This is a genomic window from Streptomyces dysideae (genome assembly GCF_001514305.1).
Classification (GTDB): Bacteria; Actinomycetota; Actinomycetes; order Streptomycetales; family Streptomycetaceae; genus Streptomyces; species Streptomyces dysideae.
On the sequence record NZ_KQ949143.1, the window covers coordinates 1 to 19,983 of the forward strand.

At 72.0% G+C, this 19,983-nt stretch carries 19 protein-coding genes and 4 pseudogenes; 14 read left to right on the plus strand and 9 right to left on the minus strand.

The genetic code is table 11. The features are described 5' to 3' along the window. The first annotated feature begins 315 nt into the window (after positions 1-315). Positions 316-1,317 (plus strand): LacI family DNA-binding transcriptional regulator, encoded by a 1,002-nt coding sequence (locus AQJ91_RS47065; RefSeq protein WP_067036190.1) that lies wholly within the window; start codon positions 316-318, stop codon positions 1,315-1,317. Between the two features lie 27 nt (positions 1,318-1,344). Here the strand turns inward: AQJ91_RS47065 and AQJ91_RS47070 are convergent, their stop codons facing one another. The 4 genes and pseudogenes from AQJ91_RS47070 to AQJ91_RS47085 all read right to left on the minus strand — a co-directional run. Further along, a complete protein-coding gene (locus tag AQJ91_RS47070; RefSeq protein WP_067036147.1) occupies positions 1,345-2,136 on the minus strand; it encodes a site-specific integrase in 792 nt (263 codons plus the stop codon). A gap of 22 nt (positions 2,137-2,158) precedes the next feature. Continuing rightward, positions 2,159-2,350 carry a DUF397 domain-containing protein gene (locus tag AQJ91_RS47075; protein ID WP_067036150.1) on the minus strand — a complete coding sequence of 64 codons (192 nt, stop codon included), beginning with the start codon at positions 2,348-2,350 and terminating at the stop codon, positions 2,159-2,161. Beyond that, positions 2,347-2,961 (minus strand): annotated as a pseudogene (locus tag AQJ91_RS47080) (DUF5753 domain-containing protein); the annotation flags it as partial. The pseudogene AQJ91_RS47080 and the gene AQJ91_RS47075, both read right to left, overlap by 4 nt. Before the next feature lie 79 nt (positions 2,962-3,040). Next, positions 3,041-3,745, minus strand: a pseudogene (locus tag AQJ91_RS47085) (ATP-binding protein); the annotation flags it as partial. Here AQJ91_RS47085 and AQJ91_RS51520 point away from each other — a divergent pair. Together AQJ91_RS51520 and AQJ91_RS47090 are read left to right on the plus strand one after the other, a co-directional pair. Further along, a pseudogene (locus AQJ91_RS51520) lies at positions 3,745-4,125 on the plus strand (GNAT family N-acetyltransferase); the annotation flags it as partial. The pseudogenes AQJ91_RS47085 and AQJ91_RS51520 overlap by 1 nt on opposite strands. A gap of 72 nt (positions 4,126-4,197) precedes the next feature. Beyond that, positions 4,198-5,424: an MDR family MFS transporter gene (locus AQJ91_RS47090; RefSeq protein WP_067036153.1), complete on the plus strand. Its 1,227-nt coding sequence runs from the start codon at positions 4,198-4,200 to the stop codon at positions 5,422-5,424. Positions 5,425-5,552: 128 nt separating this feature from the next. On the opposite strand, the gene AQJ91_RS47095 is transcribed toward AQJ91_RS47090, so the two are convergent. Further along, positions 5,553-6,314 carry a CDP-alcohol phosphatidyltransferase family protein gene (locus tag AQJ91_RS47095; protein ID WP_067036156.1) on the minus strand — a complete coding sequence of 254 codons (762 nt, stop codon included), beginning with the start codon at positions 6,312-6,314 and terminating at the stop codon, positions 5,553-5,555. Positions 6,315-6,424: 110 nt separating this feature from the next. On the opposite strand from AQJ91_RS47095, the gene AQJ91_RS47100 reads away from it, so the two are divergent. The 5 genes and pseudogenes from AQJ91_RS47100 to AQJ91_RS58025 form a co-directional block, all read left to right on the plus strand. Continuing rightward, positions 6,425-7,405 (plus strand): zinc-dependent alcohol dehydrogenase, encoded by a 981-nt coding sequence (locus tag AQJ91_RS47100; RefSeq protein WP_067036159.1) that lies wholly within the window; start codon positions 6,425-6,427, stop codon positions 7,403-7,405. A gap of 162 nt (positions 7,406-7,567) precedes the next feature. Next, positions 7,568-7,966, plus strand: coding sequence for a 6-pyruvoyl trahydropterin synthase family protein (locus tag AQJ91_RS47105; protein WP_067036162.1), 399 nt, complete (start codon positions 7,568-7,570; stop codon positions 7,964-7,966). A 20-nt stretch (positions 7,967-7,986) separates the two neighbouring features. Next, the gene (locus tag AQJ91_RS47110; protein WP_067036193.1) at positions 7,987-9,192 is read left to right on the plus strand and encodes a glycosyltransferase family 4 protein; all 1,206 of its coding nucleotides are present in this window, start codon (positions 7,987-7,989) and stop codon (positions 9,190-9,192) included. After that, positions 9,189-10,199 carry a class I SAM-dependent methyltransferase gene (locus AQJ91_RS47115; protein WP_067036164.1) on the plus strand — a complete coding sequence of 337 codons (1,011 nt, stop codon included), beginning with the start codon at positions 9,189-9,191 and terminating at the stop codon, positions 10,197-10,199. Before AQJ91_RS47110 ends, AQJ91_RS47115 begins: the two co-directional genes overlap by 4 nt. Then, a pseudogene (locus AQJ91_RS58025) lies at positions 10,196-11,740 on the plus strand (lysylphosphatidylglycerol synthase domain-containing protein); the annotation flags it as partial. The gene AQJ91_RS47115 and the pseudogene AQJ91_RS58025, both read left to right, overlap by 4 nt. A gap of 152 nt (positions 11,741-11,892) precedes the next feature. On the opposite strand, the gene AQJ91_RS51525 reads toward AQJ91_RS58025, so the two are convergent. After that, positions 11,893-12,681: a creatininase family protein gene (locus AQJ91_RS51525; protein ID WP_079085736.1), complete on the minus strand. Its 789-nt coding sequence runs from the start codon at positions 12,679-12,681 to the stop codon at positions 11,893-11,895. A 41-nt stretch (positions 12,682-12,722) separates the two neighbouring features. On the opposite strand from AQJ91_RS51525, the gene ribA reads away from it, so the two are divergent. The 5 genes from ribA to AQJ91_RS47145 all read left to right on the plus strand — a co-directional run bounded on the left by ribA (position 12,723) and on the right by AQJ91_RS47145 (position 17,210). Beyond that, a complete protein-coding gene (ribA, locus tag AQJ91_RS47125) occupies positions 12,723-13,394 on the plus strand; it encodes a GTP cyclohydrolase II (RefSeq protein WP_067036167.1) in 672 nt (223 codons plus the stop codon). Between the two features lie 33 nt (positions 13,395-13,427). Then, positions 13,428-14,399 carry an ornithine cyclodeaminase family protein gene (locus AQJ91_RS47130; protein ID WP_067036170.1) on the plus strand — a complete coding sequence of 324 codons (972 nt, stop codon included), beginning with the start codon at positions 13,428-13,430 and terminating at the stop codon, positions 14,397-14,399. A 259-nt stretch (positions 14,400-14,658) separates the two neighbouring features. Continuing rightward, positions 14,659-14,898, plus strand: a complete 240-nt coding sequence (locus AQJ91_RS58645; RefSeq protein WP_199848216.1) for a hypothetical protein — start codon at positions 14,659-14,661, stop codon at positions 14,896-14,898. Positions 14,899-14,989: 91 nt separating this feature from the next. Further along, complete coding sequence (locus AQJ91_RS47140; RefSeq protein WP_067036176.1) at positions 14,990-16,051, plus strand: saccharopine dehydrogenase; 1,062 nt, start codon at positions 14,990-14,992, stop codon at positions 16,049-16,051. Then, positions 16,044-17,210, plus strand: a complete 1,167-nt coding sequence (locus tag AQJ91_RS47145) for a saccharopine dehydrogenase family protein (RefSeq protein WP_067036179.1) — start codon at positions 16,044-16,046, stop codon at positions 17,208-17,210. Before AQJ91_RS47140 ends, AQJ91_RS47145 begins: the two co-directional genes overlap by 8 nt. A gap of 6 nt (positions 17,211-17,216) precedes the next feature. Here AQJ91_RS47145 and AQJ91_RS47150 read toward each other — a convergent pair whose 3' ends face one another. The 3 genes from AQJ91_RS47150 to AQJ91_RS47155 are packed head-to-tail and all read right to left on the minus strand — an operon-like array spanning position 17,217 to position 19,211. Then, a complete protein-coding gene (locus AQJ91_RS47150) occupies positions 17,217-18,446 on the minus strand; it encodes a serine hydrolase domain-containing protein (protein WP_067036182.1) in 1,230 nt (409 codons plus the stop codon). Positions 18,447-18,504: 58 nt separating this feature from the next. Then, on the minus strand, positions 18,505-18,642 hold the full coding sequence (locus AQJ91_RS54235; RefSeq protein WP_159054829.1) for a hypothetical protein: 138 nt from the start codon (positions 18,640-18,642) through the stop codon (positions 18,505-18,507). Beyond that, positions 18,639-19,211, minus strand: coding sequence for a TetR/AcrR family transcriptional regulator (locus AQJ91_RS47155; protein ID WP_067036185.1), 573 nt, complete (start codon positions 19,209-19,211; stop codon positions 18,639-18,641). The genes AQJ91_RS54235 and AQJ91_RS47155 overlap by 4 nt, the downstream gene beginning before the upstream one ends. Positions 19,212-19,287: 76 nt before the next feature. Between AQJ91_RS47155 and AQJ91_RS47160 the strand changes: the two genes are divergently transcribed. Then, positions 19,288-19,728 carry a PPOX class F420-dependent oxidoreductase gene (locus AQJ91_RS47160; RefSeq protein WP_067036188.1) on the plus strand — a complete coding sequence of 147 codons (441 nt, stop codon included), beginning with the start codon at positions 19,288-19,290 and terminating at the stop codon, positions 19,726-19,728. Positions 19,729-19,983 lie beyond the last annotated feature (255 nt).

Sequence of the window (19,983 nt, forward strand, 5' to 3'; positions counted from 1 at the left end):
GGAGTCGGGAGCCGAACCGAGGCAGAGATTGCCCGCGGTGGTGCGGAGGGTGGACGGCGCCGTTGCCATGGGGAGTCCTCGATTCGGGGAGGGGAACCAGGTTCGGGACAGAAGGGGAACTGGGAACTGGAACGTGAAAACTTGGGATCTGGGAACTATTGCGCGCTACTAGCGCGCTCTAGTGCGAGTACGATGACCCCTGTCCAAATGTCATGTCAATAGCTTGTTGCCGGAAGATTTCGACACGGCCCTTAAGGTGGGCGCAGGCGAAGGGGTGGTGCGCAGGTGGAGGCATCGGGCAAGCAGCGGCCCACGATGGCGGACGTAGCCGCGAAGGCGGGGGTGTCCCGGGCGCTCGTCTCGATCATCTTCCGCGGCCGGCCGGGCGCGAGTCAGGAGACCCGGGAACGGGTGCTGCGCGTCGCCGACGAGATCGGCTACCACCCCGACAGCGCCGCCCGGCTGCTGGCCCGCGGCCGCAGCCGCACGCTCGGCGTGATGTTCACCGTCCACCAGACCTTCCACTCCGACCTCATCGCGGGCATCTACCCCGAGGCGGAACGGCTCGGCTACGACGTCCTGCTCTCCGCGGCCACCCACGGCCGCGGCGAGGCCAAGGCCGTCGAGGCGCTGCTCAGCCACCGCTGCGAGGCGGTGATCCTGCTCGGCTCCGGCGCCGAGGCCGCCTACTTCGACGAACTCGCCCGGCGCGCGGTCACCGTCTCGGTCAGCCGCCGGACACCCCAGGCCCACGTCGACTTCGTGCACTCGGCCGAGGGCAAGGGCGTCCGGCAGGCCATGGACTACCTCGTCGAACTGGGGCACCGCCGGATCGTGCACATCGACGGCGGCCGCGGCCCCGGCTCCGCCGAACGGCGCCGCGCCTACCGGGCCGCGATGCGCCGGCACGGCCTGGAGGCGGAGGTGCGGGTGATCCCCGGCGAGCACACCGAGGAGTCCGGCATCGACACGGGCCGCCTCCTGCTGGCGGAGCGCGACCGGGGCCTGCCGTTGCCGACGGCGGTCCTCGCGGGCAACGACCGGTGCGCGTGGGGCCTGCTGATGACCCTGACCCGGGCGGGCGTCGACGTCCCGGGCGACCTGTCCGTCGTCGGCTACGACGACAGCCACCTCTCCCACCTGATGCCGATCGGCCTGACCACCGTCCGCCAGGACGCGGTCCTCATGGCGGAACACGCGGTGCGATTCGCGGTGGAGCGGCTGGAGCACGAGGGAGCGGAGCCGCGGGAGGCGGTGCTGGATCCGAAGCTGGTGGTACGGGGGACCAGTGGGCCTCCGCCGGGGGGATCGGCCTGAGCGGCTTGGGTGGCCCACGGTTCCGATTCAGGTGTGCGCGTGTCCACGCACCGGCGACGAGACACCTCCGGCGCTGAGGAGGCCGCTCGCCGTGGCCACGGACCGTAGCAGGTCGTGCGGATGACGCTGGGGCATCTTCGCACCGGTCCGGCCCGTGAAGAGCGGACCGCCGCGGGCCGGATCCCTGGGCGGCACACGGTGGGGGAGGTACGCGTTCACGGCCTCGCGTACGAGGGGCGGCAGCGGTACGAGGTGATGGCCCCCGGAGGGGTCGGGAAGGCGCAGGGTGTCGGCGCCCAGCCCGATCGTGCCATCGGTGCTGAGATCGTCGAGGACGAGCGCGGTGACCAGGGCAGCGCGGAGACCGAGGCCGACCAGCAGGTATCCGCAAGCGCGGTCCTGTAGTGGATGGGGGTGCCGTGAGCGGGTCCGCCCGCCGCCGTGCTCACCTCGTTCGTCGAGGGCGGCGAGGAGCACAGCGATCTGGCGTGGATCGAGAGTGGCCGGGCTGAGCTGGGCCGGGTTCGTGAAGCCGGGGCGACGCTCGGCCGGGTTGTGGACGACGGCGCCCCGGTCGAGCGCGTACGCGTAGAACGAGCGCACCGCCGAGACTCGTCGTGCCGTCCTCCGGTGGGGCGCGCCGGGTACGTGCGCCCACAGGGCGATATGCCCGGGCGCGGCCTTGTCCCAGGCCGTGTCCGTGGTGCGGCAGTGGTCCAGCCAGGCGCCGACGTCGGCACGGTAGCCGGTGAGGGTGACCGGCGGGTACACGCGTGCCGCCAGCCAGTCGTCCACCAGCTCGTGCGGGCCCCAGTTCATCGGCTGCGATGTGCCGCTGGGCTCAGCCGCCTGCCGCGTACCGGATGAACCGCGCCCAGCCGTCACGGCGGACGCTGAAGTGGGGACGCGCCACGTCCTTGGAGTCACGGACATGGATGGCCCGCTCGGTGACGGCGACCTCCACGCAGCTGTCGCCCTGGGTACCGCTGTAGCTGGACTTGAACCAGGCGAGTTCTGTTGTGTGCGTGCTCATAACGCTCCTCGCAGTCGCTCCAGCAGGTCCCGTGAGTCCTTGGGGGTGAGGGCCTGCGAGCGCAGTGTGTCATACCGCTGGTAGAGGAGACTCACCTCTTTGAGGTCGGCGATGAACCGCCCGTTCTGCTGCCCTTCGGAGTACGCGAGTCGTCGCCGTTCCTCAGTCTCCAAGAGCTGAATGCAACCGTCGAGACACGCATGGAACTCGGCATCCAGCGGCACCAGTTGCAGCGTCACGTTGCGCAGCGCACTGAGTTCCAGCACGTGCTCGAGGAGGCCCCGCATGACCTCCTTGCCGCCGAGCATGCGCCGGAAGACATGCTCCTCGACGATGAAGCTGAACGGTACGTTCGGCCGCTCGTGCAGCAGCCTCTGCCGTTCCATCCGGGCCGTGACCTGGGCCTCCAACTGCTCGTCCGTCAGCGGCGGGACGCTGTTGCCGAACACCGCCCGCACGTACGGCTCCGACTGGAGCAGGCCCGGAACCAGCCTGCACTCGTACGTGCACAGGCTGACGGCGATCTTCTCCAGCCGCGCCCACTGCCGGAACCACGCCGCGAGACCCGGCTCGCCCCGGGAGAGGTATCCCGCGGCCTTCCGCAGGGCACTTCCCTTGGCTGGACGACGCCGAGACCTTCGTAGGGGCCGTTGCGGGCAAGGCGTAGGGGGGGCGTGGGCGGAGCCCTTGTCAGGCGGCCGGTCCCGCCACGAACTCCGGATCCACCTGTGCCGCCAGATCCTGCCCCGTCGCCGCGTTCGCCCACGCCCGGGCGTTGCGCAGATGGAACTCGACGGCATGGCGCTGGAGTCGCGCCCAGTCCTTGGGGCGGGCATCCACCGTCGCGCGCATGACGTTCAGGGCGTGGCGGTTGTGTGACTCCAACTCGCCCTGGGCGCGTCCCTGTTCGGCCGCGCGGACCCAGGGGGAGTGGACGAGGCGGGTGAGCAGGTCGTCGCCCACCTCCTCCTTGAGGAAGAGCAGGTCGTCCTCGCCGGTGACCTTGTTGCCGACGACGGCGATCGGGATGCCGAACTCGCGGGCGTGGTCCCGGTACTGGCGGTACACCGAGACGCCCTTGCGGGTGGGTTCGGCCGCCAGGAAGGTCATGTCGAAGCTGGTGAACAGGCCGAAGGCGAAGGCGTCCGCGCCCGCCGTCATGTCGACCACCACGTACTCGCCGGGGCCGTCGAGGAGGTGGCTCAGGCAGAGCTCGACCGCGCCGAGCTTGGAGTGGTAGCAGGTGACACCTTGGTCGCTCTCGTCGAACTCGCCCGTCACCATCACCGGCACATCGCCCACCTGCCGGACGTGCCGCGCGTGCAGCTCGTCGTCGCCGAGCGGACGCAGCAGCCGGGAGCCGCGGCCGGGCGGGGTCGTCTTGACCATGGCCTCGCCACACCCTCCTGGTCGCACTCGACCCGGACGGCGGGGACGTCGTCGCCACCGCCGCCCTCGACTCCCGCGGCCCGGCCCACCCACCGAACCCGCGTCACGTCGCCAAGGCCTTCCCCTCCGGCGAGACCGCACAACTGCGCCGGGTCTACGTCCGTCCCGGGCACCGCAGGCGCGGACTGGCCCGGCGGCTCGTCGACGAACTGCTCGCCTTCGCGGCCGCCGACGGCGGCTACCACTCCGTATACCTTCACACGGATCCCGGAGTCCCCGGCGCCGAGGGCTTCTGGCGGTCACTGGGCAAGGTCGTGCACGACGAGCGCGAGGATCCCGGCGGCGGCAACGGCGTCATCCACCTCGAGATCCCGATGGGGCGATAGGGCCGTGCGCCGACTGCGATTCCTCACCGCTCTCCTGCAGCCGTCACTTGCAAAGGAGTTGGTGGAAACCCGATGACATCGCTGGCACTCGGCCTGCGGAAGGCGCCGGGCCACCGCACCCGCCTCTCACCCCTTCTGCACCTGCTGATCCTCACGCAACTCGCCTTCAACATCGGCTTCTTCGCCGTGCTGCCCTTCCTCTCCGAGCACCTGGGGCAGGCGGTCGGCATGGCGGGCTGGCTCGTCGGGTTCGTGCTGGGGCTGCGGACCTTCAGCCAGCAGGGGCTGTTCGTGGTGGGCGGGGCACTGGCCGACCGGTACGGCATCCGGCCGGTCGTCCTCGCCGGGTGTGCGCTGCGGATCGCCGGGTTCGCCTGGCTCGGGTACGCCGAGGAGACCTGGGCGGTCATCGGCGCGGTACTGCTGATCGGGTTCGCCGCCGCGCTGTTCTCGCCCGCGGTGGAGTCAGAGGTCGCCCGGCAGGCCGTGGCGCACGAGGAGTCCGGCGGCGGCTCCCGCACCCGGGTCCTCGCGCTGTTCACGGTGGCCGGGCAGGCGGGGGCGTTCGTCGGGCCGCTGCTGGGCGCGCTGCTGCTGTCGGTGGACTTCCGCACGGTCTGCCTGGTCGGCGCCGGCATCTTCGTCCTCGTCCTCGCCGGACACGCGTGGCTGCTGCCGCAGCACATACCCGGGCGGCAGCGGGTCCAAGTCCGGGGTGGCATGGGCCCGTTGCTGCGCAACCGACGCTTCCTGGCCCTGTGCTGCGCATACGGTGCCTACCTGCTCGCCTACAACCAGCTCTACCTCGCCCTCCCGGACGAGGTGGAGCGCGCCACCGGTTCCCAGGCGCCGCTGGCCTGGCTGTTCGCACTGTCGTCGCTGCTGGTGGTGACCGCCCAGCTGCCCGTCACCCGCTGGGTGGGGGACCGGCTCAGCCTGCGCCGCTCGATGGTGACCGGCCTGCTGCTCATCGCGGCCGGGTTCGCTGTCGTGGGGCTGGCCCGGCCCGCCGGGTGGACCGGAACGGCGGGACTTCTTCCCGCGGCCGGCTTCGTCGTGCTCCTGACCTTCGGTCAGATGCTGGTCGCCCCCGTCGCCCGCGCCTGGGTCCCCGACCTCGCCGAGGAGGGGCGGCTGGGGTTGTACACGGGCGCGCTGTCCTCGGTGTCCGGCCTGATCGTGCTGATCGGCAGCTCGGCGACGGGCACCCTGCTGGACAGCGGGCTGCCGGCGGCGGTGCCGTGGCTGGTGCTGGCTGTCGTACCGGCTGCGGCGATCGGGTTGTTGCCGCGTCGCTGAGGTCACCGGGACGGGCTGGCCGTGCCGGACGGTCGACGGTGTATCGGATGTCGCTGGACGGCTGACGACTGCATACAGCGCGCCGCCTGTATACGGCATACAGCCCACCCCGCCCACCGGCCACCCCCTCAGGACGCAACCAACTCCCGAAGCTCCCCCTCCGCCCGAACCTCCCCAACCCGCGACATCCGCCACAGCCACGCCACATCCCGGCCGAACGACCAGACCAGGGCGCCCAGCGCGATCGCGGCCACCGCGAACGTCCCCGTGTGCGGCAGGTAGCCCGACGCGGCCAGGAGCAGGAACACGCCCTGGAGTGCGGCCACCGTCTTGCGGGCGGTGCTCGGGGGGAGTGGGGCGTTGAGCCACGGCCAGACGCGGGCCGCGGCGACGAAGACGTAGCGCATGCCGCCGATCAGCAGGACCCACGGGCCCAGCGACATCGAGACGTACACGCTCAGCACCAGGATCAGGAACGCGTCGACCTCCATGTCGAAGCGGGCGCCCAGTGCGGTCGACGTGCCGGTGCGGCGGGCGACCTTGCCGTCCACGCCGTCGAGGATGAGGGCCACGGCCGTCAGACCGACGAAGAGGGTGACCGGCGGTGAGCTCTGGAAGGAGTCCGCGACCAGGGCGGTCACGCCGCCGACCAGTGTGGCGCGGCCGAGGGTGACCCGGTTGGCCGGGCCGAAGGAGCGTGGCCGGGAGCGGTGCAGTGCCCGCGAGAGCACCGCCCAGGTGGCGATGGCGAAGGCGAGGCCGGTCAGCCAGCCCGCCGGCCCCATGCCGATCGCCGTGCCGAGCAGAGCCAGCACCAGGACCTGCACGCCCGCTCCCACAGCGGTCTCCTGCTGGACCAGCCTTGCGTCGTAAGTGTTGTTCAGGGCCACCGAACACCCTCCGGCCATGTGTGACAGTGTCGATCAACGCCGCGTACCTTGGCGCGGCCTGTGCACACCTCGGTACGTGAACAGCTTCCCGATCGTTCAGGAGGATCCCGATGAACCGCACCGCACGTGCGTTCTGGCTCAGCTCTCCGGGTGAAGGCGAGATACGTGAGGTGGCCCTGCCGGACCCTGCCGAGGGCGAGGTGCTGGTGCGGTCGCTCTACTCCGGGGTCAGCCGGGGCACGGAGACGCTGGTCTTCCGCGGTGGGGTGCCGGAGAGTCAGTACGCGGCGATGCGGGCGCCGTTCCAGGAGGGCGACTTCCCCGGGCCGGTGAAGTACGGCTACCTGAATGTGGGGGTGGTGGAGGAGGGGCCGGACGCGCTCGTCGGGCGTACGGTCTTCTGTCTCTATCCGCATCAGACGCGGTACGTCGTTCCCGTGAGCGCCGTGACCCCCGTACCGGACTCCGTGCCCGCCGAACGGGCGGTCCTCGCCGGCACCGTGGAGACCGCCGTCAACGCCCTGTGGGACGCCGCACCGCTGGTCGGCGACCGGATCGCCGTGGTCGGCGGTGGCATGGTCGGCTGTTCGGTGGCCGCCCTGCTGGCTCGTTTCCCGGGCGTACGCGTCCAACTGGTGGACGCCGACCGGGCCCGGGCCAAGGTCGCCGAGGCCCTCGGTGTCGCCTTCGCGCTGCCCGGGGAGGCGCTCGGCGGGTGCGACCTGGTCGTGCACGCCAGCGCGACCGAGCAGGGGCTCGCCCGGTCGCTGGAGCTGCTGACCGCCGAGGGCACCGTCGTCGAACTCAGCTGGTACGGCGACCGGCGGGTGAGCCTTCCGCTCGGTGAGGCCTTCCACTCCCGGCGGCTCGTCATCCGCAGCAGCCAGGTCGGCACCGTCTCCCCGGCCCGTGCCGGCCGCAGCTACGCCGACCGGCTCGCCCTCGCCCTCGACCTGCTCGCCGACCCCGCCCTCGACGCCCTCGTCACCGGAGAGTGTGCCTTCGAGGAACTGCCGGACGTGCTGCCGCGGCTCGCCTCCGGTGAGATTCCGGCCCTGTGCCATCGGGTCGGGTACGGCGACCACCGCTGACGGTTCGTCCATCTGCGACGACCTCCGTGCCGGCAAGAGCGCCTGACCTGAGAAAAGAGTGAGAGGCGGCTGAACAACGGGAAGCGACCAGCCGTACTACTCGGCATCCCCGGCAGCGATCAGCCGGGGATGGGAAACGCGTCGCACCTGGAGGGTCGTCCGTTGTTCAGTATCACCGTCCGCGATCACATCATGATCGCCCACAGCTTCCGCGGCGAGGTCTTCGGACCCGCGCAGCGACTGCACGGAGCGACGTTCCTGGTGGACGCCACCTTCCGGCGCGAGCAGCTGGACGACGACAACATCGTCGTCGACATCGGACTGGCAACGCAGGAACTCGGCGCCGTCGTCGCCGAGTTGAACTACCGCAATCTCGACAACGAGCCCGACTTCGCCGGGGTCAACACCTCGACGGAGTTCCTGGCGAAGGTCATCGCCGACCGGCTCGCCGAGCGGATCGAGAAGGGCGGACTGGGCGAGGGCGCCAAGGGCCTCGCGGGTCTCACCGTCACGTTGCACGAGTCGCATGTCGCCTGGGCGAGTTACGAGCGTGCCCTGTGACCGACACGACGCTGGACGACATGACGGTGGACGACAAGACCGTGGACGACGACATGACCGTGGACCGGACGCGGCTGGGCTACGTTCCCGTGCAGAGCTCCGTCCTCAAGAACGCCGACATCATCCCGATGTCCCTGCGCTCCGTGCACTTCGTGATGCCGGGCGGCGTCGACGACCTGGCCGCACCGAGCGGCGGGAACGCCTACGACCGGCGCGTGAGTCTGGACCTGGCCTCCTTCGGCTGGCAGGTGCACAAGCACGCGGTGCCCGGCAGCTGGCCCCGGCCGGGCGCGGGGGCGCGCATGGAACTCGCCCGTACGCTGGGGGAGTTGCCGGACGGCACGGTCGTACTGATCGACGGTCTGGTCGCCTGCGGCGTCCCCGAGATCGTCGTACCGGAGGCGGAGCGGCTGCGGCTGGCGGTGCTGGTGCATCTTCCGCTGGGTGACGAGACGGGCCTGGAGCCCGCCCTGGCCACGGAGCTGGACGCGCGGGAGCGGACGGTGCTGCGGGCCGTTCCCGCGGTGATCGCCACCAGTGACTGGGCGGTCCGCCGTCTAGTCTCCCACCACGGCCTCGCCCCCGACCGGGTCCATGTCGCAGCCCCGGGCGCCGACATCGCGCCCCTCGCCTCCGGCACGGACGGTGTGTCGCGGCTGCTGTGCGTGGCCGCCGTGACCCCGCGCAAGGGGCAGCACCGGCTGGTGGAGGCGCTGGCCGCGGTGACCGACCTGCCGTGGAGCTGCGTGTGTGTCGGCGGGCTCACCCAGGACGCCGAGTACGTGGCCGGGCTGCGGGTGCTGATCCGCAAGTACGGCCTGGAGGACCGGCTGCACCTGGCGGGCCCGCAGGCCGGTGCCGAACTCGACGCCAGTTATGCCGCCGCCGACCTCATGGTTCTCACCTCCTATGCCGAGACCTACGGCATGGCGGTGACGGAGGCGCTGGCGCGTGGCATCCCGGTGCTGGCGACGGACGTCGGCGGCCTGCCGGAGGCGGTGGGCCGCGCGCCCGACGGCGGGGTGCCCGGCATCCTCGTCCCGCCGGAGGACCCCGCCGCCCTCGCCGCGGAACTGCGCGGCTGGTTCGGCGAGGCGGACGTACGACGCCGGCTGAAGGCGGCGGCCCGGGGACGCCGGGCCGCCCTGAACGGCTGGGCCACCACGGCCCGCAGCCTGGCCGCGGTACTGGGCCGACTGCCGAACGAACCCAGGAGGGCGGCATGAGGAAGACAGCCACGCAGAACGGGGGGAAGATCCCGGCGCAGCCGGGGCCGAAGGACGCCTCCGCCGCGACGGCGACTTCGGCTTCGGCTTCGGCGGAACCCGTGATCCTGGGCGCAGGCCCCGTGGTGCGCCCCGGCGAGCGGGCCACCGTCCGCCTGCGGGACGCCGGGCCCGACGACCCGCCGCGCTACGCCCCCGAATGGCTGGAGCTGCGCGAGGGCGCCGACGCGGCGGCGCGTGCCCACGAACTGCTCGACCCGCTGCGGATCCGGCTCGCCAACCTGCCGGGCAAGGCCGGGCTGGTCATCCACGACCTGGGCTGCGGCACCGGCTCGATGGGCCGCTGGCTCGCCCCCCGCCTGGACGGCGCCCAGCACTGGATCCTGCACGACCGCGACCCCTACCTGCTCCACTTCGCCGCCGTCGCCTCCCCGCGCACCGGCGCCGACGGCAGCGGGGTCAGCGTCGAGACCCGGCGCGGCGACGTCGCCCGCCTCACCCCGGACGCCCTCGCCGGCGCCTCCCTGGTGACCGCCTCCGCGCTCCTCGACGTCCTCACCCGTGAGGAGATCGAGACCCTCGCGGACGCCTGCACCGGCGCCGGCTGCCCGGCGCTGCTCACCCTCTCCGTCGCCGGACGCGTCGAACTCACCCCGTCCGACCCGCTGGACGAGGAGATCGCCGACGCCTTCAACGCCCACCAGCGCCGTACCGGCCTGCTCGGCCCGGACGCGATCACGGTCGCGGCGGAAGCCTTCTCCGAACACGGCGCGACGGTACGGGTCCACCCCAGTCCCTGGCAGCTCGGCCCGGCCGAAACCGCCCTCACCGCGCAGTGGCTGCGCGGCTGGGTCGGCGCGGCGGTAGAACAACGCCCCGAACTGCGGGAACCCGCCGACCGCTACCTCCGGGAACGCCTGGAGGCCTGCCAGGCGGGCGAGTTGCGCGTCGTGGTCCACCACAGCGACCTGCTGGCACTGTCCCGTCCGACGGGCGGAGCGTCATGAGCGTGGAGGCGGTACCGGCCCGCGCGACCTGCCCCGGCAAGGAGCCCCGGAAACGACGGCCGGAACGTTCATCCGAGCCGCGCCGACCCGGGACGACCGCCGCCGAGACTCCGCAGGTCCACGCGATCGGCGGGGCCGCGCTTGAGCCACGGACGACACGAGCGGAGCCCGCGGGCCCCGTGACAGGGGCCGAGGCTGTGGTCTGCGGCCTGGAACTGGTGGTGCGGGGTGAGGGTGCGGTCTCCGAGCCGGCCCTTGCCGTGCGGCCGGAGGTTGCGCTCTGCGAGCAGGGGCCGGTGGCCCGCGCGGGCGGCGCTGTGGCGGAGCGCCCGGCGGTAGGTGGGGAGGCCGCGGCCTCCGAACTGGCCCCCGTGGCACGGGCGGGGACTGCGGTCAGCGAACCGGCCTCGGCCGTCCACGCAAGCGCGGCGGTCTCCGACGCCGCGCAGGCGCATACGGGTGCGGTTGCCTCCCAGGCCGTGGCGGTACGTACAGATGCCGCCGTCTCCAAGATCCTGACGGTACGTGCCGTCTCCGACACGCCCCCGCCCGTACGCGCACCCGCCTCCGTCTCCGAGGCCACCCCCGCGCCCCCCGGCCGCCCGGCCCTCGCCACAGCCGTAGCCATCTCCAAGGCCCGTATCGGTGTCATCGTCACCGAGCCCCGGCCCGAGGCCGGCGTGCCCGGCGCGGCGCGCCCCCGGGTCACGCTGCGCAGCGTCCTGGCCCGGCTCAACTCCCGCAAGGTCCGTACTCACCTGGGCACGGTCGCCGGTGTCGTCATCCTTGCCGTACTGCTGTGGCGGCTCGGCACCGGTGTGTTTCTCGACGGGCTGCGGCGGATCGACGGTCCGGGGCTGGTCGTGGCGCTCGGGATCGGGCTGTTCACCACCGTGTTCAGTGCGTGGCGCTGGCAGTTGGTGGCCCAGAGGCTGGGGATCCGGCTGCCTCTCGTGCCGGCCGTCGCCGACTACTACCGCGCCCTGTTCCTCAACGCGGCCCTTCCCGGCGGCGTCCTCGGCGACGTGCACCGGGCAGTCCGGCACGGGCAGAGCGCCGGTGACCTGGGCCGCGGTGTCCGCGCGGTCGTTCTCGAACGGACCGCCGGACAGGTCGTCCTGGCGGTCGTCGGCGCGTCCGTGCTGCTGACGATGCCGTCCCCGGTGCTGGCCGAGGCCCGCCATGTCGCCCCGCTCCTCGCGCTCGCGTCGGTCGGTGCCCTGGCCGTCGTACTCGCCCTGCGGATGAACCGCACCCCCGCCCGCCGCGACCGGACGGCCCTGCGCGCCACCCTCGACGAGGCCCGCGAGACCCTGCTGACCCCGGGTGTCGCCGTGTCGTCGGCCGTCGTACTGGCCGGACACGTCGCGATGTTCGTGCTGGCCGCCCGGATCGCGGGATCCGCCGCCTCCGTCGCCGTGCTGCTGCCGCTCGCCGTCCTCGCCCTGCTCGCCATGGGGCTGCCTCTCAACGTCGGCGGCTGGGGCCCGCGGGAGGGCGTCACCGCCTGGGCGTTCGGCGCCGCCGGGCTCGGTGCGAGCAGTGGACTGGCCGTCGCCGTGGTGTACGGCGTGCTCAGCTTCGTGGCGAGTCTGCCCGGTGTCCTTGTCCTCGTGGCCCGCTGGTACGAGGGTGTGCGGACGGGTTCCCGAACCGCCGTACCGGACACGGCCGTCCCGGAACCCGAGGGCCACTACCCGCGCGCGTCTCCCGTTTCCCGCGCGGAACCGTCCGCGGAGGTCAGCAATGTCACATACGGGCCGAAGGAATCCGCCAGGCTTTCCAGCAGCCGCTTCCCTTTTTCCGCGGACCCCAGCGAAGGACGGCCTATGACCCCCGAATCGGTATAGGCGGACATCCCGAGGGTGAGCAGCTGACGCCGGTCGTCCGCCACGAAATCGGAGGTCTCATAACCGGGTCGGACCAATTCGGGATGAGCGTGCAGAAGGATGGAGGTCTCAATTTCCCCCGCGTGCATGTCGGTGAGCAGCGAGGTCGCCACCCCCGCCCGCTCCCGCGCCGTCTCCCAGTCCTCCGCGGCCGGGAACAGCGCCATCCGCTCGCCCTGCGCGGAGGACTCCTGAACGACGTTGCCCAGTACGTAGTTTCCGCCGTGTCCGTTGACCACCACCAGGGCGTCGACGCCCGACCGGCGGAGCGAAGCCGCTATGTCCCGTATCACCGCATGAAGGGTCACGGAGGAGATGCTGACGGTCCCCGGCCAGGCCGCATGCTCGTGCGAGCAGGAGATCGTCACCGGAGGAAGGAGGTGCACCGGATACGCCGCGGCGATCTCCCGCGCGACGGCACAGGCGACGAGTGTGTCGGTCGCCAGCGGGAGGAACGGACCGTGCTGCTCGAAACTCCCGACGGGAAGCACCGCCACCTGTCGTGAGACGCCCGCCCCGCGCGTCCGTACGTCCTCTGTGGTGTCCGCCGGCAACAGACCGTGTGCCGCCGACCGCGTTGGTGAACCACTCATCTTTTCACGGCCTTTCGTCTCTGCTTAGGAACTCGAGAATCATGACAGAAAAAATTGGCGTCCTCGGCAAGAAGTCCGCGCAGCGTCCACAGCGCTCCGGTGTGGAACGTATCGTGAATGCCCCGTTGCCCACGGTGTACGGGGAATTCCGCGCGGTCGGCTACATGGACCACGACCGCGGCGACGAGCAAGTGGCCCTCGTCCATGGTGAGATCGGCACGGACAACGTCCTCACCCGGCTGCATTCCGAGTGCCTGACCGGCGACGCCTTCGGGTCCCAGCACTGCGAGTGCGGCGACCAGTTGGCCTCCGCGCTGCGCGCCGTCGCCGCCGCAGGCAGCGGCATCGTCGTCTACTTGAGGGGCCACGAGGGCCGCGGCATCGGTCTGCTCGCCAAGCTGCGCGCGATGGCCCTGCAGGCGGAGGGCCTGGACACCGTCGAGGCCAACCTCGCGCTCGGCCTGCCGGTCGACGCCCGCGACTACGGCGTCGCCGCCGGGATCCTGCACGACCTGGGCGTCAACTCCGTACGCCTGATGTCCAACAACCCGCGCAAGCGCGAGGCGCTGCTGCGGCACGGCATCCAAGTGGCCGAGCAGGTCCCGCTGCTGATCCCGCCGTGCGAGAACAACATCACCTATCTGCGGACGAAGCGGGAGCGTCTCGACCACCATCTGCCCCATCTGGACGCGGTGGCGGCCCACCTGTCCTGATTCCCGACGGCGCGGTCCGGATAGGAAGAGGGAATGAACGACGACGTCCTCTTCCTCTCCGGCGACCAGGTCACGGACCTGCTCGGCCTCGACGCGGCGATCGCCTCGCAGCGCGCGGCCTTCACGGCGCTCGGCACCGGGGCCGCCGACCTGCCCGCGAAGATCACGCATCCGAGCCGCTTCGACGACAGCGTCGTCTTCGCGTACGCCTCCCGGCTGTCCGCCGACACCGGGGCGGTCGCCAAGATCGGCAGCGTCAATCCGGGCAACGCGGCGGCCGGCCTGCCCACCATCCACGCCGTGATCACCGTGCTCGACCCGGAGACCGGCCGCCTGGTCGCCGTCATGGACGGCACGGCGGTGACCACCCTGCGCACGGCCGCGGCGAGCGCGGTCGCCGTCGACGCGCTGGCCACCCCCGACAGCGCCGACCTCGCGCTTCTCGGCTCCGGCACCCAGGCCCTCGCCCACGCGCGGGCCGTCGCCCGGGTGCGGGAGGTGAAGTCCGTACGGCTGTGGAGCCCGACCCCGCGGAACCGTTCCCGCGCCGCGGACACCCTGGTGGCCGAACTCGGCGTCGCCGCCCACGCGGTGGACACCCCCGAGGAGGCCGTGACGGGCGCGTCCCTGGTCGCCGCCTGCACGCTCAGCACCACGCCCGTCGTACGCGGGGAGTGGCTGGCGCCCGGATGCACGGTCGTGAGTGTGGGGTCGTTCGAGCCCACGCGGCGTGAGGTGGACGCGGAGGTCCTGCGGCGGGCCGCGGTCGTCGTCGTCGACGACCCGGAGACCGCCGCACATCACGCCGGGCCGGTCGTGGACGCCATCGGTACCGGGCTGATCGCGCCCGGGGACATGGTCGGACTCGGCGCCGTACTCACCGGGCAGCACACCGGCCGGACGGACGCCGCCGACATCGTCTACTACAACAGCGTCGGCCTCGGCATCCAGGACGCGGCCGCCGCGTGGGCCGTGGTCGAGGCGGCGAAGGCCGTGCGGTCATGACCATGCACGCAGGTGTCGTGGGCACCGGTGGCGGGGTGACGGGCGCGAGCATCGCCTGACACGGGGCCCGGGCGGGAGTCGCCCGGCGAGGGCCACCGCACCCCCTGCGTCCGTCGTGCAGGGATACGCGCCCGTCGCCCTGATCCTCCGCCGCAACCGAGGCCACCGGCCTCGAACTGCGCGGCGACCACATCACGGGCGCCCTCCGCTGTGCGGCGGGGCCGGCGCCCGGTCGCGGGCCGTCGGTGCGATGGTCGGCGTGGAGTTGCCGGTGGAGCCGGTGCGTGGTGCGCGGCGGCGGCATGGCCGTGCGCTGTGTCCCCGGCGCCGCCAGACCGTGGTCATCGAGGCGGTCGAGGGGCTGCCGCCCGGTCCGCCCATGACCAGCGATCTCAGTACCGGCCCCTACTTCCCCACCGAGGGCCCGGGCCTGCCGGACCTGCGCCGCACGGCCGGCCGGGCGGGCCGGTACGAGGTCCCCCGGACCACAGTGCCCTGATCGGCGAGGCGCCGCGTACCCTTCGTGGACGTCAGCCCCTTGAGCGTCGGCCGGTTCGCGCCGACGCCCCGCGCCCGGAGGCCAACCTGGTATGACCGATCTCCATCTGTGGCTGCGCCACGAGGCCCGTTCCACCGAGCGACGCACGCCGATCGTGCCGTCCGACGCACGGCGGCTCGTCGAGAGAGGGACGACCCTGACCGTCGAGGAGTCCCCGCAGCGGATCTTCCCGATCGAGGAGTACGCGGCGGCCGGCTGCCGCGTCGCCCCCACGGGCTCGTGGGTGTCGGCGCCGAAGGGCGCCGTGATCGTCGGCCTGAAGGAACTCCCGGACGAGCCGGCCGAACTGACGCACCGGCACATCTTCTTCGGTCACGCCTACAAGCAGCAGCCGGGCGCCACCGACCTGCTTCGCCGGTTCGCCGCCGGGGGAGGGGCGCTGCTCGACCTCGAGTACCTGGTGGACGACCAGGGCCGCCGTCTCGCCGCCTTCGGCTTCTGGGCCGGCTACCTGGGCGCCGCCCTCGCCGTGCTCCACCACCGGGGCAGGCTCGTCGCGCCCCTGACCCCCACCTCGCAGGAGGAGCTGGACGAGGTTCTCCAACCCGCCGCCGGGGACGAGGAGTTCACCGCGCTGGTGATCGGCGCCCTGGGCCGCAGCGGCCGCGGTGCGCGCGCGGCCTTCCACACGGCCGGTGTCGAGCCGACGTGCTGGGACCTCGCCGAGACCCGTGACCTGGACCGCCCGGCCCTCCTCGCCCACGACGTGCTGGTGAACGCCGTGCTGGCCACCACTCCGATCCCGCCGTTCGTGCGGGAGGCGGACCTGGACGATCCTGCCCGCCGGCTGCGCACCGTCTCCGACGTCACCTGCGACGTCGGCTCCCCGCTGAACGTCCTGCCGATCTACGACCGCACCACCGAGTGGACCGACCCGGTACGCAGGCTGCGCAAGGAGCCGCCGCTGGATCTCATCGCCATCGACAACCTGCCGTCCCTGCTGCCGAAGGAGTCCAGCACCGGCTTCTCGGGATCGCTGCTGCCCCAGCTGCTGGAGTTCGGGGTGGGCGGGCCGTGGGGACGCTGTCTGGACCGGTTCCATCAGGTCTGCCGTGAACTCGGCATCACGGAAGGGGAGTTCCGCCATGTCTGACCGCAGCTCCGAGCGGGTTCCCGCGAACGGCACCGTCCACTGGGTGGGCGCGGGGCTGTCCACGGGCAGCGGGCTGGCCCGGTTGTGCGACACGGCGGACCGGGTACGGCTGTGGCACCGCACCGAGGAACGCGCCGCGGAGGCCCTCGCCCACCTGGGTCTCACCGGGCGGGCCGAGCCCAGCGCCTACACGCTCGAGGCGCTCGCCGCCGCACTGGCGCCCGGCGACATCGTCGTGTCGATGCTGCCCGCGCCGGAGCACGCCGGGATCCTCGCCGCCTGTGTGCGGGCGAGGGCGCACTTCGCCTGCTCCAGCTATGTGTCCGACGCCGTACTGGAGTTGGTGCCCGCGGCGACGCAGGCCGGGATCGTCGTCCTCACCGAGGCGGGCCTGGACCCGGGCATCGACCACCTCTTCGCGCACAGCCTCGTCGCCCGCGCCCGGGAGGCGATCGGCGACGGCACGGCCGCCTCGTACAGCCTCACCTCGTACTGCGGCGGCGTCCCCGCGGTCCCGAACGACTTCCGGTACCGGTTCAGCTGGGCGCCCGCCGGTGTCCTCAACGCCCTGCGCTCGCCCGCCCGTTACGTGGAGGACGGCGCGGAGACGGTCGCCGAGCGACCGTGGGAGGCGACCCGGCGGCATGTCGTCGACGGGGAGGCCTTCGAGGTGTATCCCAACCGCGACAGTGTGCCGTTCGTGGAGCAGTACGGGATGCCGCCGGCGTGGAAGCCGCAGACCTTCGTGCGCGGCACGCTGCGGCTTGAGGGCTGGCTGCGGGCCTGGGACGCCGTCTTCGAGGAGCTGAAGGGCGGCGACGACACCCGAATCGCCGCGTTGGCACGGGAGTTGGCGGCCACCTACCCGACCACGGACGCCGACCGCGACCGCGTCGTCCTCGCGGTGTCGCTCAGCGTGCGGGGCGGCGACGGGCAGGCGTGGGCGGGCAGTTATCTGCTCGACCTGGTGGGGGACGAGGAGGAGAGCGCGATGGCCCGCTGTGTCTCCCGGCCCCTGGCCCTCGGCGTCCGCCACACCCTGGAGGGCGCGCTGCCGGCGGGCCTGAACCGGGCCGCCGAGACGGCGGCGCGGTCGGAGGAGTGGCTGCGTGAACTCGCCCTGGACGGGGTCGAGTTCACTCTGCGCGTGGACGCGTAGGGCCGGTCAGCCGGTGACGGCCTCGTGCACGAGCCGTTTGAGGTCCGCGAACATCGTGTGCGAGGTCCTCGGCCGTACCTGACTCATGAACTGCACCGTCAGGTCGCGGCTCGGATCGACCCAGAACGTCGTCGTCGCCACCCCGGACCAGCCGTACGTGCCGAGGCCGGACGGCGCCCGCGTGCGGGACGGGTCGATCACCACGGAGACGCCGAGGCCGAAGCCGACGCCGTCGTTGCCGGGCTCGTCGTGGGCGGGTCGGCTGCCGAAGGTGCGCAGGTCGGCGCCGCCGGGGAGCTGGTTCGTGGTCATCAGGTCGACGGTCTCGGGGGCGAGCAGACGGGTCCCGTCGAGTTCGCCGCGGCGGCGCAGCAGCTCCATGAAGCGGTGGATGTCGTGTGCGGAGGCCGCCATGCCGCCGCTGCCGGACAGGAAGCGGGGGCGCCCGCGCAGGGGTAGACCGGGGATCGCCTCTATACCGCCGCCATCGGTCTCGCCGTACAATTCGGACAGCCTGCCCGCCTGTTCGTCCGTGACGCAGAACCCGGCGTCGGTCATCCCGAGCGGCCCGAAGACCCGCTCGGCGTAGAACCGGTCGAGCGGCTGCCCGGACACCACCTCGATGATCCGGCCCAGGACGTTGGAGGCGACCGAGTAGTTCCACTGCGTCCCCGGCTCGAACTGCAGCGGCAGACTCGCGTACACGTCGATCGTCTCGGCCAGGTTCGCGCCCGGCGGCACCGACGACTCCAGGTTGGCGTCCCGGTAGAGGGCGTCGACCGGATGGGAGTGGTAGAAGGCGAAGGTCAGACCCGCGGTGTGGGTCATCAGGTGCCGCACCAGCAGCGGCCCGGAGGCCGGGCGGGTCACCGTGTCGGCGCCGGAGCCGCTGACGTACACCTGCGGATCGGCGAAGGCGGGCAGATGGCGGCCGACCGGATCGTCGAGCGACAGCTTGCCCTCCTCCATCAGCAGCAGTGCGGCGACCGAGGTGACGGGCTTGGTCATGGAGTAGATCCGCCACAGTGTGTCGGCCTCGACGGGCAGCCCGGCGGCTATGTCGCGCCGGCCGTGCGTGGTGAGGTGGGCGACGCGTCCACCGCGGGCGACGGACACCAGGTAGCCGGGCAGCCGCCCCTCGTCGACATAGTGGGCGAAGTGCTGGTCGAGGCGGTCCAGCGCCTTCGCGTCCAGCCCGACCTCGCCCGGGTCGACCTCTTGTCTCAGCAGTGCCATCGCTCTCCTCCGAATACGTTCGTCGAGGTGCGGTCCGGCATACCCCGCCGGAACGGCCTCAGACCTCATCGTCGCGCAGGAACGCGTGTACGGTCCTCCGGTTGGCCATGATCGTCGATCGGGGCGCGACGGTGCCGTTGAAGGCGACGATCACGGCACCGCCCACACTGCCGACGAGCGCCGGCCGAGGCTTCACCCGGCTTCCTTCCCGAGGTGCGCGTCCAGAGCCGATCGCAGAAGTGGTACGAAGTCGTCGGCGCCCGTGGCCGGTTGGAGGCTGCCCCAACCCCACAGCTGGGCGATGCCGTGCAGGTTGGCCCACATCGAGCCGACGACGACCCGGGCGTCGGCGTCGGGACGGACCTGGCCGACCAGCTCCACCAGGCGGCCGAAGAGGGGGAGGCTGGTATCGCGCAGCCCCAAGTGACCGCTTTCCAGCAGGTCGTGACGGAACATCAGTTCATACATGCCGCGGTTGCTCAGCGCGAAGTCCAGGTAGACGCGGGCCAGTGCCGTGAGCTGCTCGCGCGGACTCGACGCGGTGTCGCACGCCGTCGCGCGCTCGGCCAGTTGACCGAAGCCGCGGCGCGCGATGGCGGACAGCAGCTCCAGGTGGGTGGGGAAGTAGCGGCGCGGCGCCCCGTGCGAGACGCCCGCCCGGCGGGCGATCTCCCGCAGGGTGAGGGCCTGGGCGCCCTCGCGGGCCACGAGATCCACGCCGACGTCGACCAGCCGGGCACGCAGTCCCGTCTCGGATTCAGGCATAGACACTGTCTACCAATAGTCCGTAGACAGTGTCTACTCGGGAATGCGCGGGTCGGCCGACACGGTTGAGTGAGACATGACTCAGGACGCCACGCAGAACGCACTGCTCGCGCTGCTCTCCGAGCAGGACGGCGGGGTGCTGGTCACCCTCAAGCGCGACGGCAGGCCCCAGCTGTCGAACGTCAACCACGCCTACTACCCCGATGAGCGGATCGTCCGGGTCTCGATCACCGACGACCGGGCCAAGACCCGCAACCTGCGCCGGGACCCACGGGCGTCCTACCACGTGACCAGCCCCGACCGGTGGGCGTACACCGTCGCCGAGGGCACGGCCGAGCTCTCGCCGGTGGCGAAGGACCCCTACGACGAGGCGGTCGAGGAGCTCATCCGCCTCTACCGCGACGTCCAGGGCGAGCACCCCGACTGGGCGGACTACCGGGCGGCGATGGTCCGCGACCGGCGGCTGGTGCTGCGGCTGAAGGTGGAGCGGGCGTACGGGATTCCCAAGGGCGGGTGAGAGGGCGTGCCCTTCGACGCCGGTGTTGAACGCGAGCCGGGAAGTGGGTCTGGGAGTCGGCGGGCGGATGATCGGGCAGCGGCAGTCAACGGTCACTCCGCGCGTGCCGGCCGTCCCTGAAACCGGCCGGTACGCGCGGAGCCCTCCCACCCCCGGGTCTATGGGTGCCGCGGTGCTGTTCTTTTCTGCTCGTTCTGGCCGATGTTCTTGCTGAAAACGTCATATGTCAACGGGGTGTGGGGCCGTCGGCGGGGA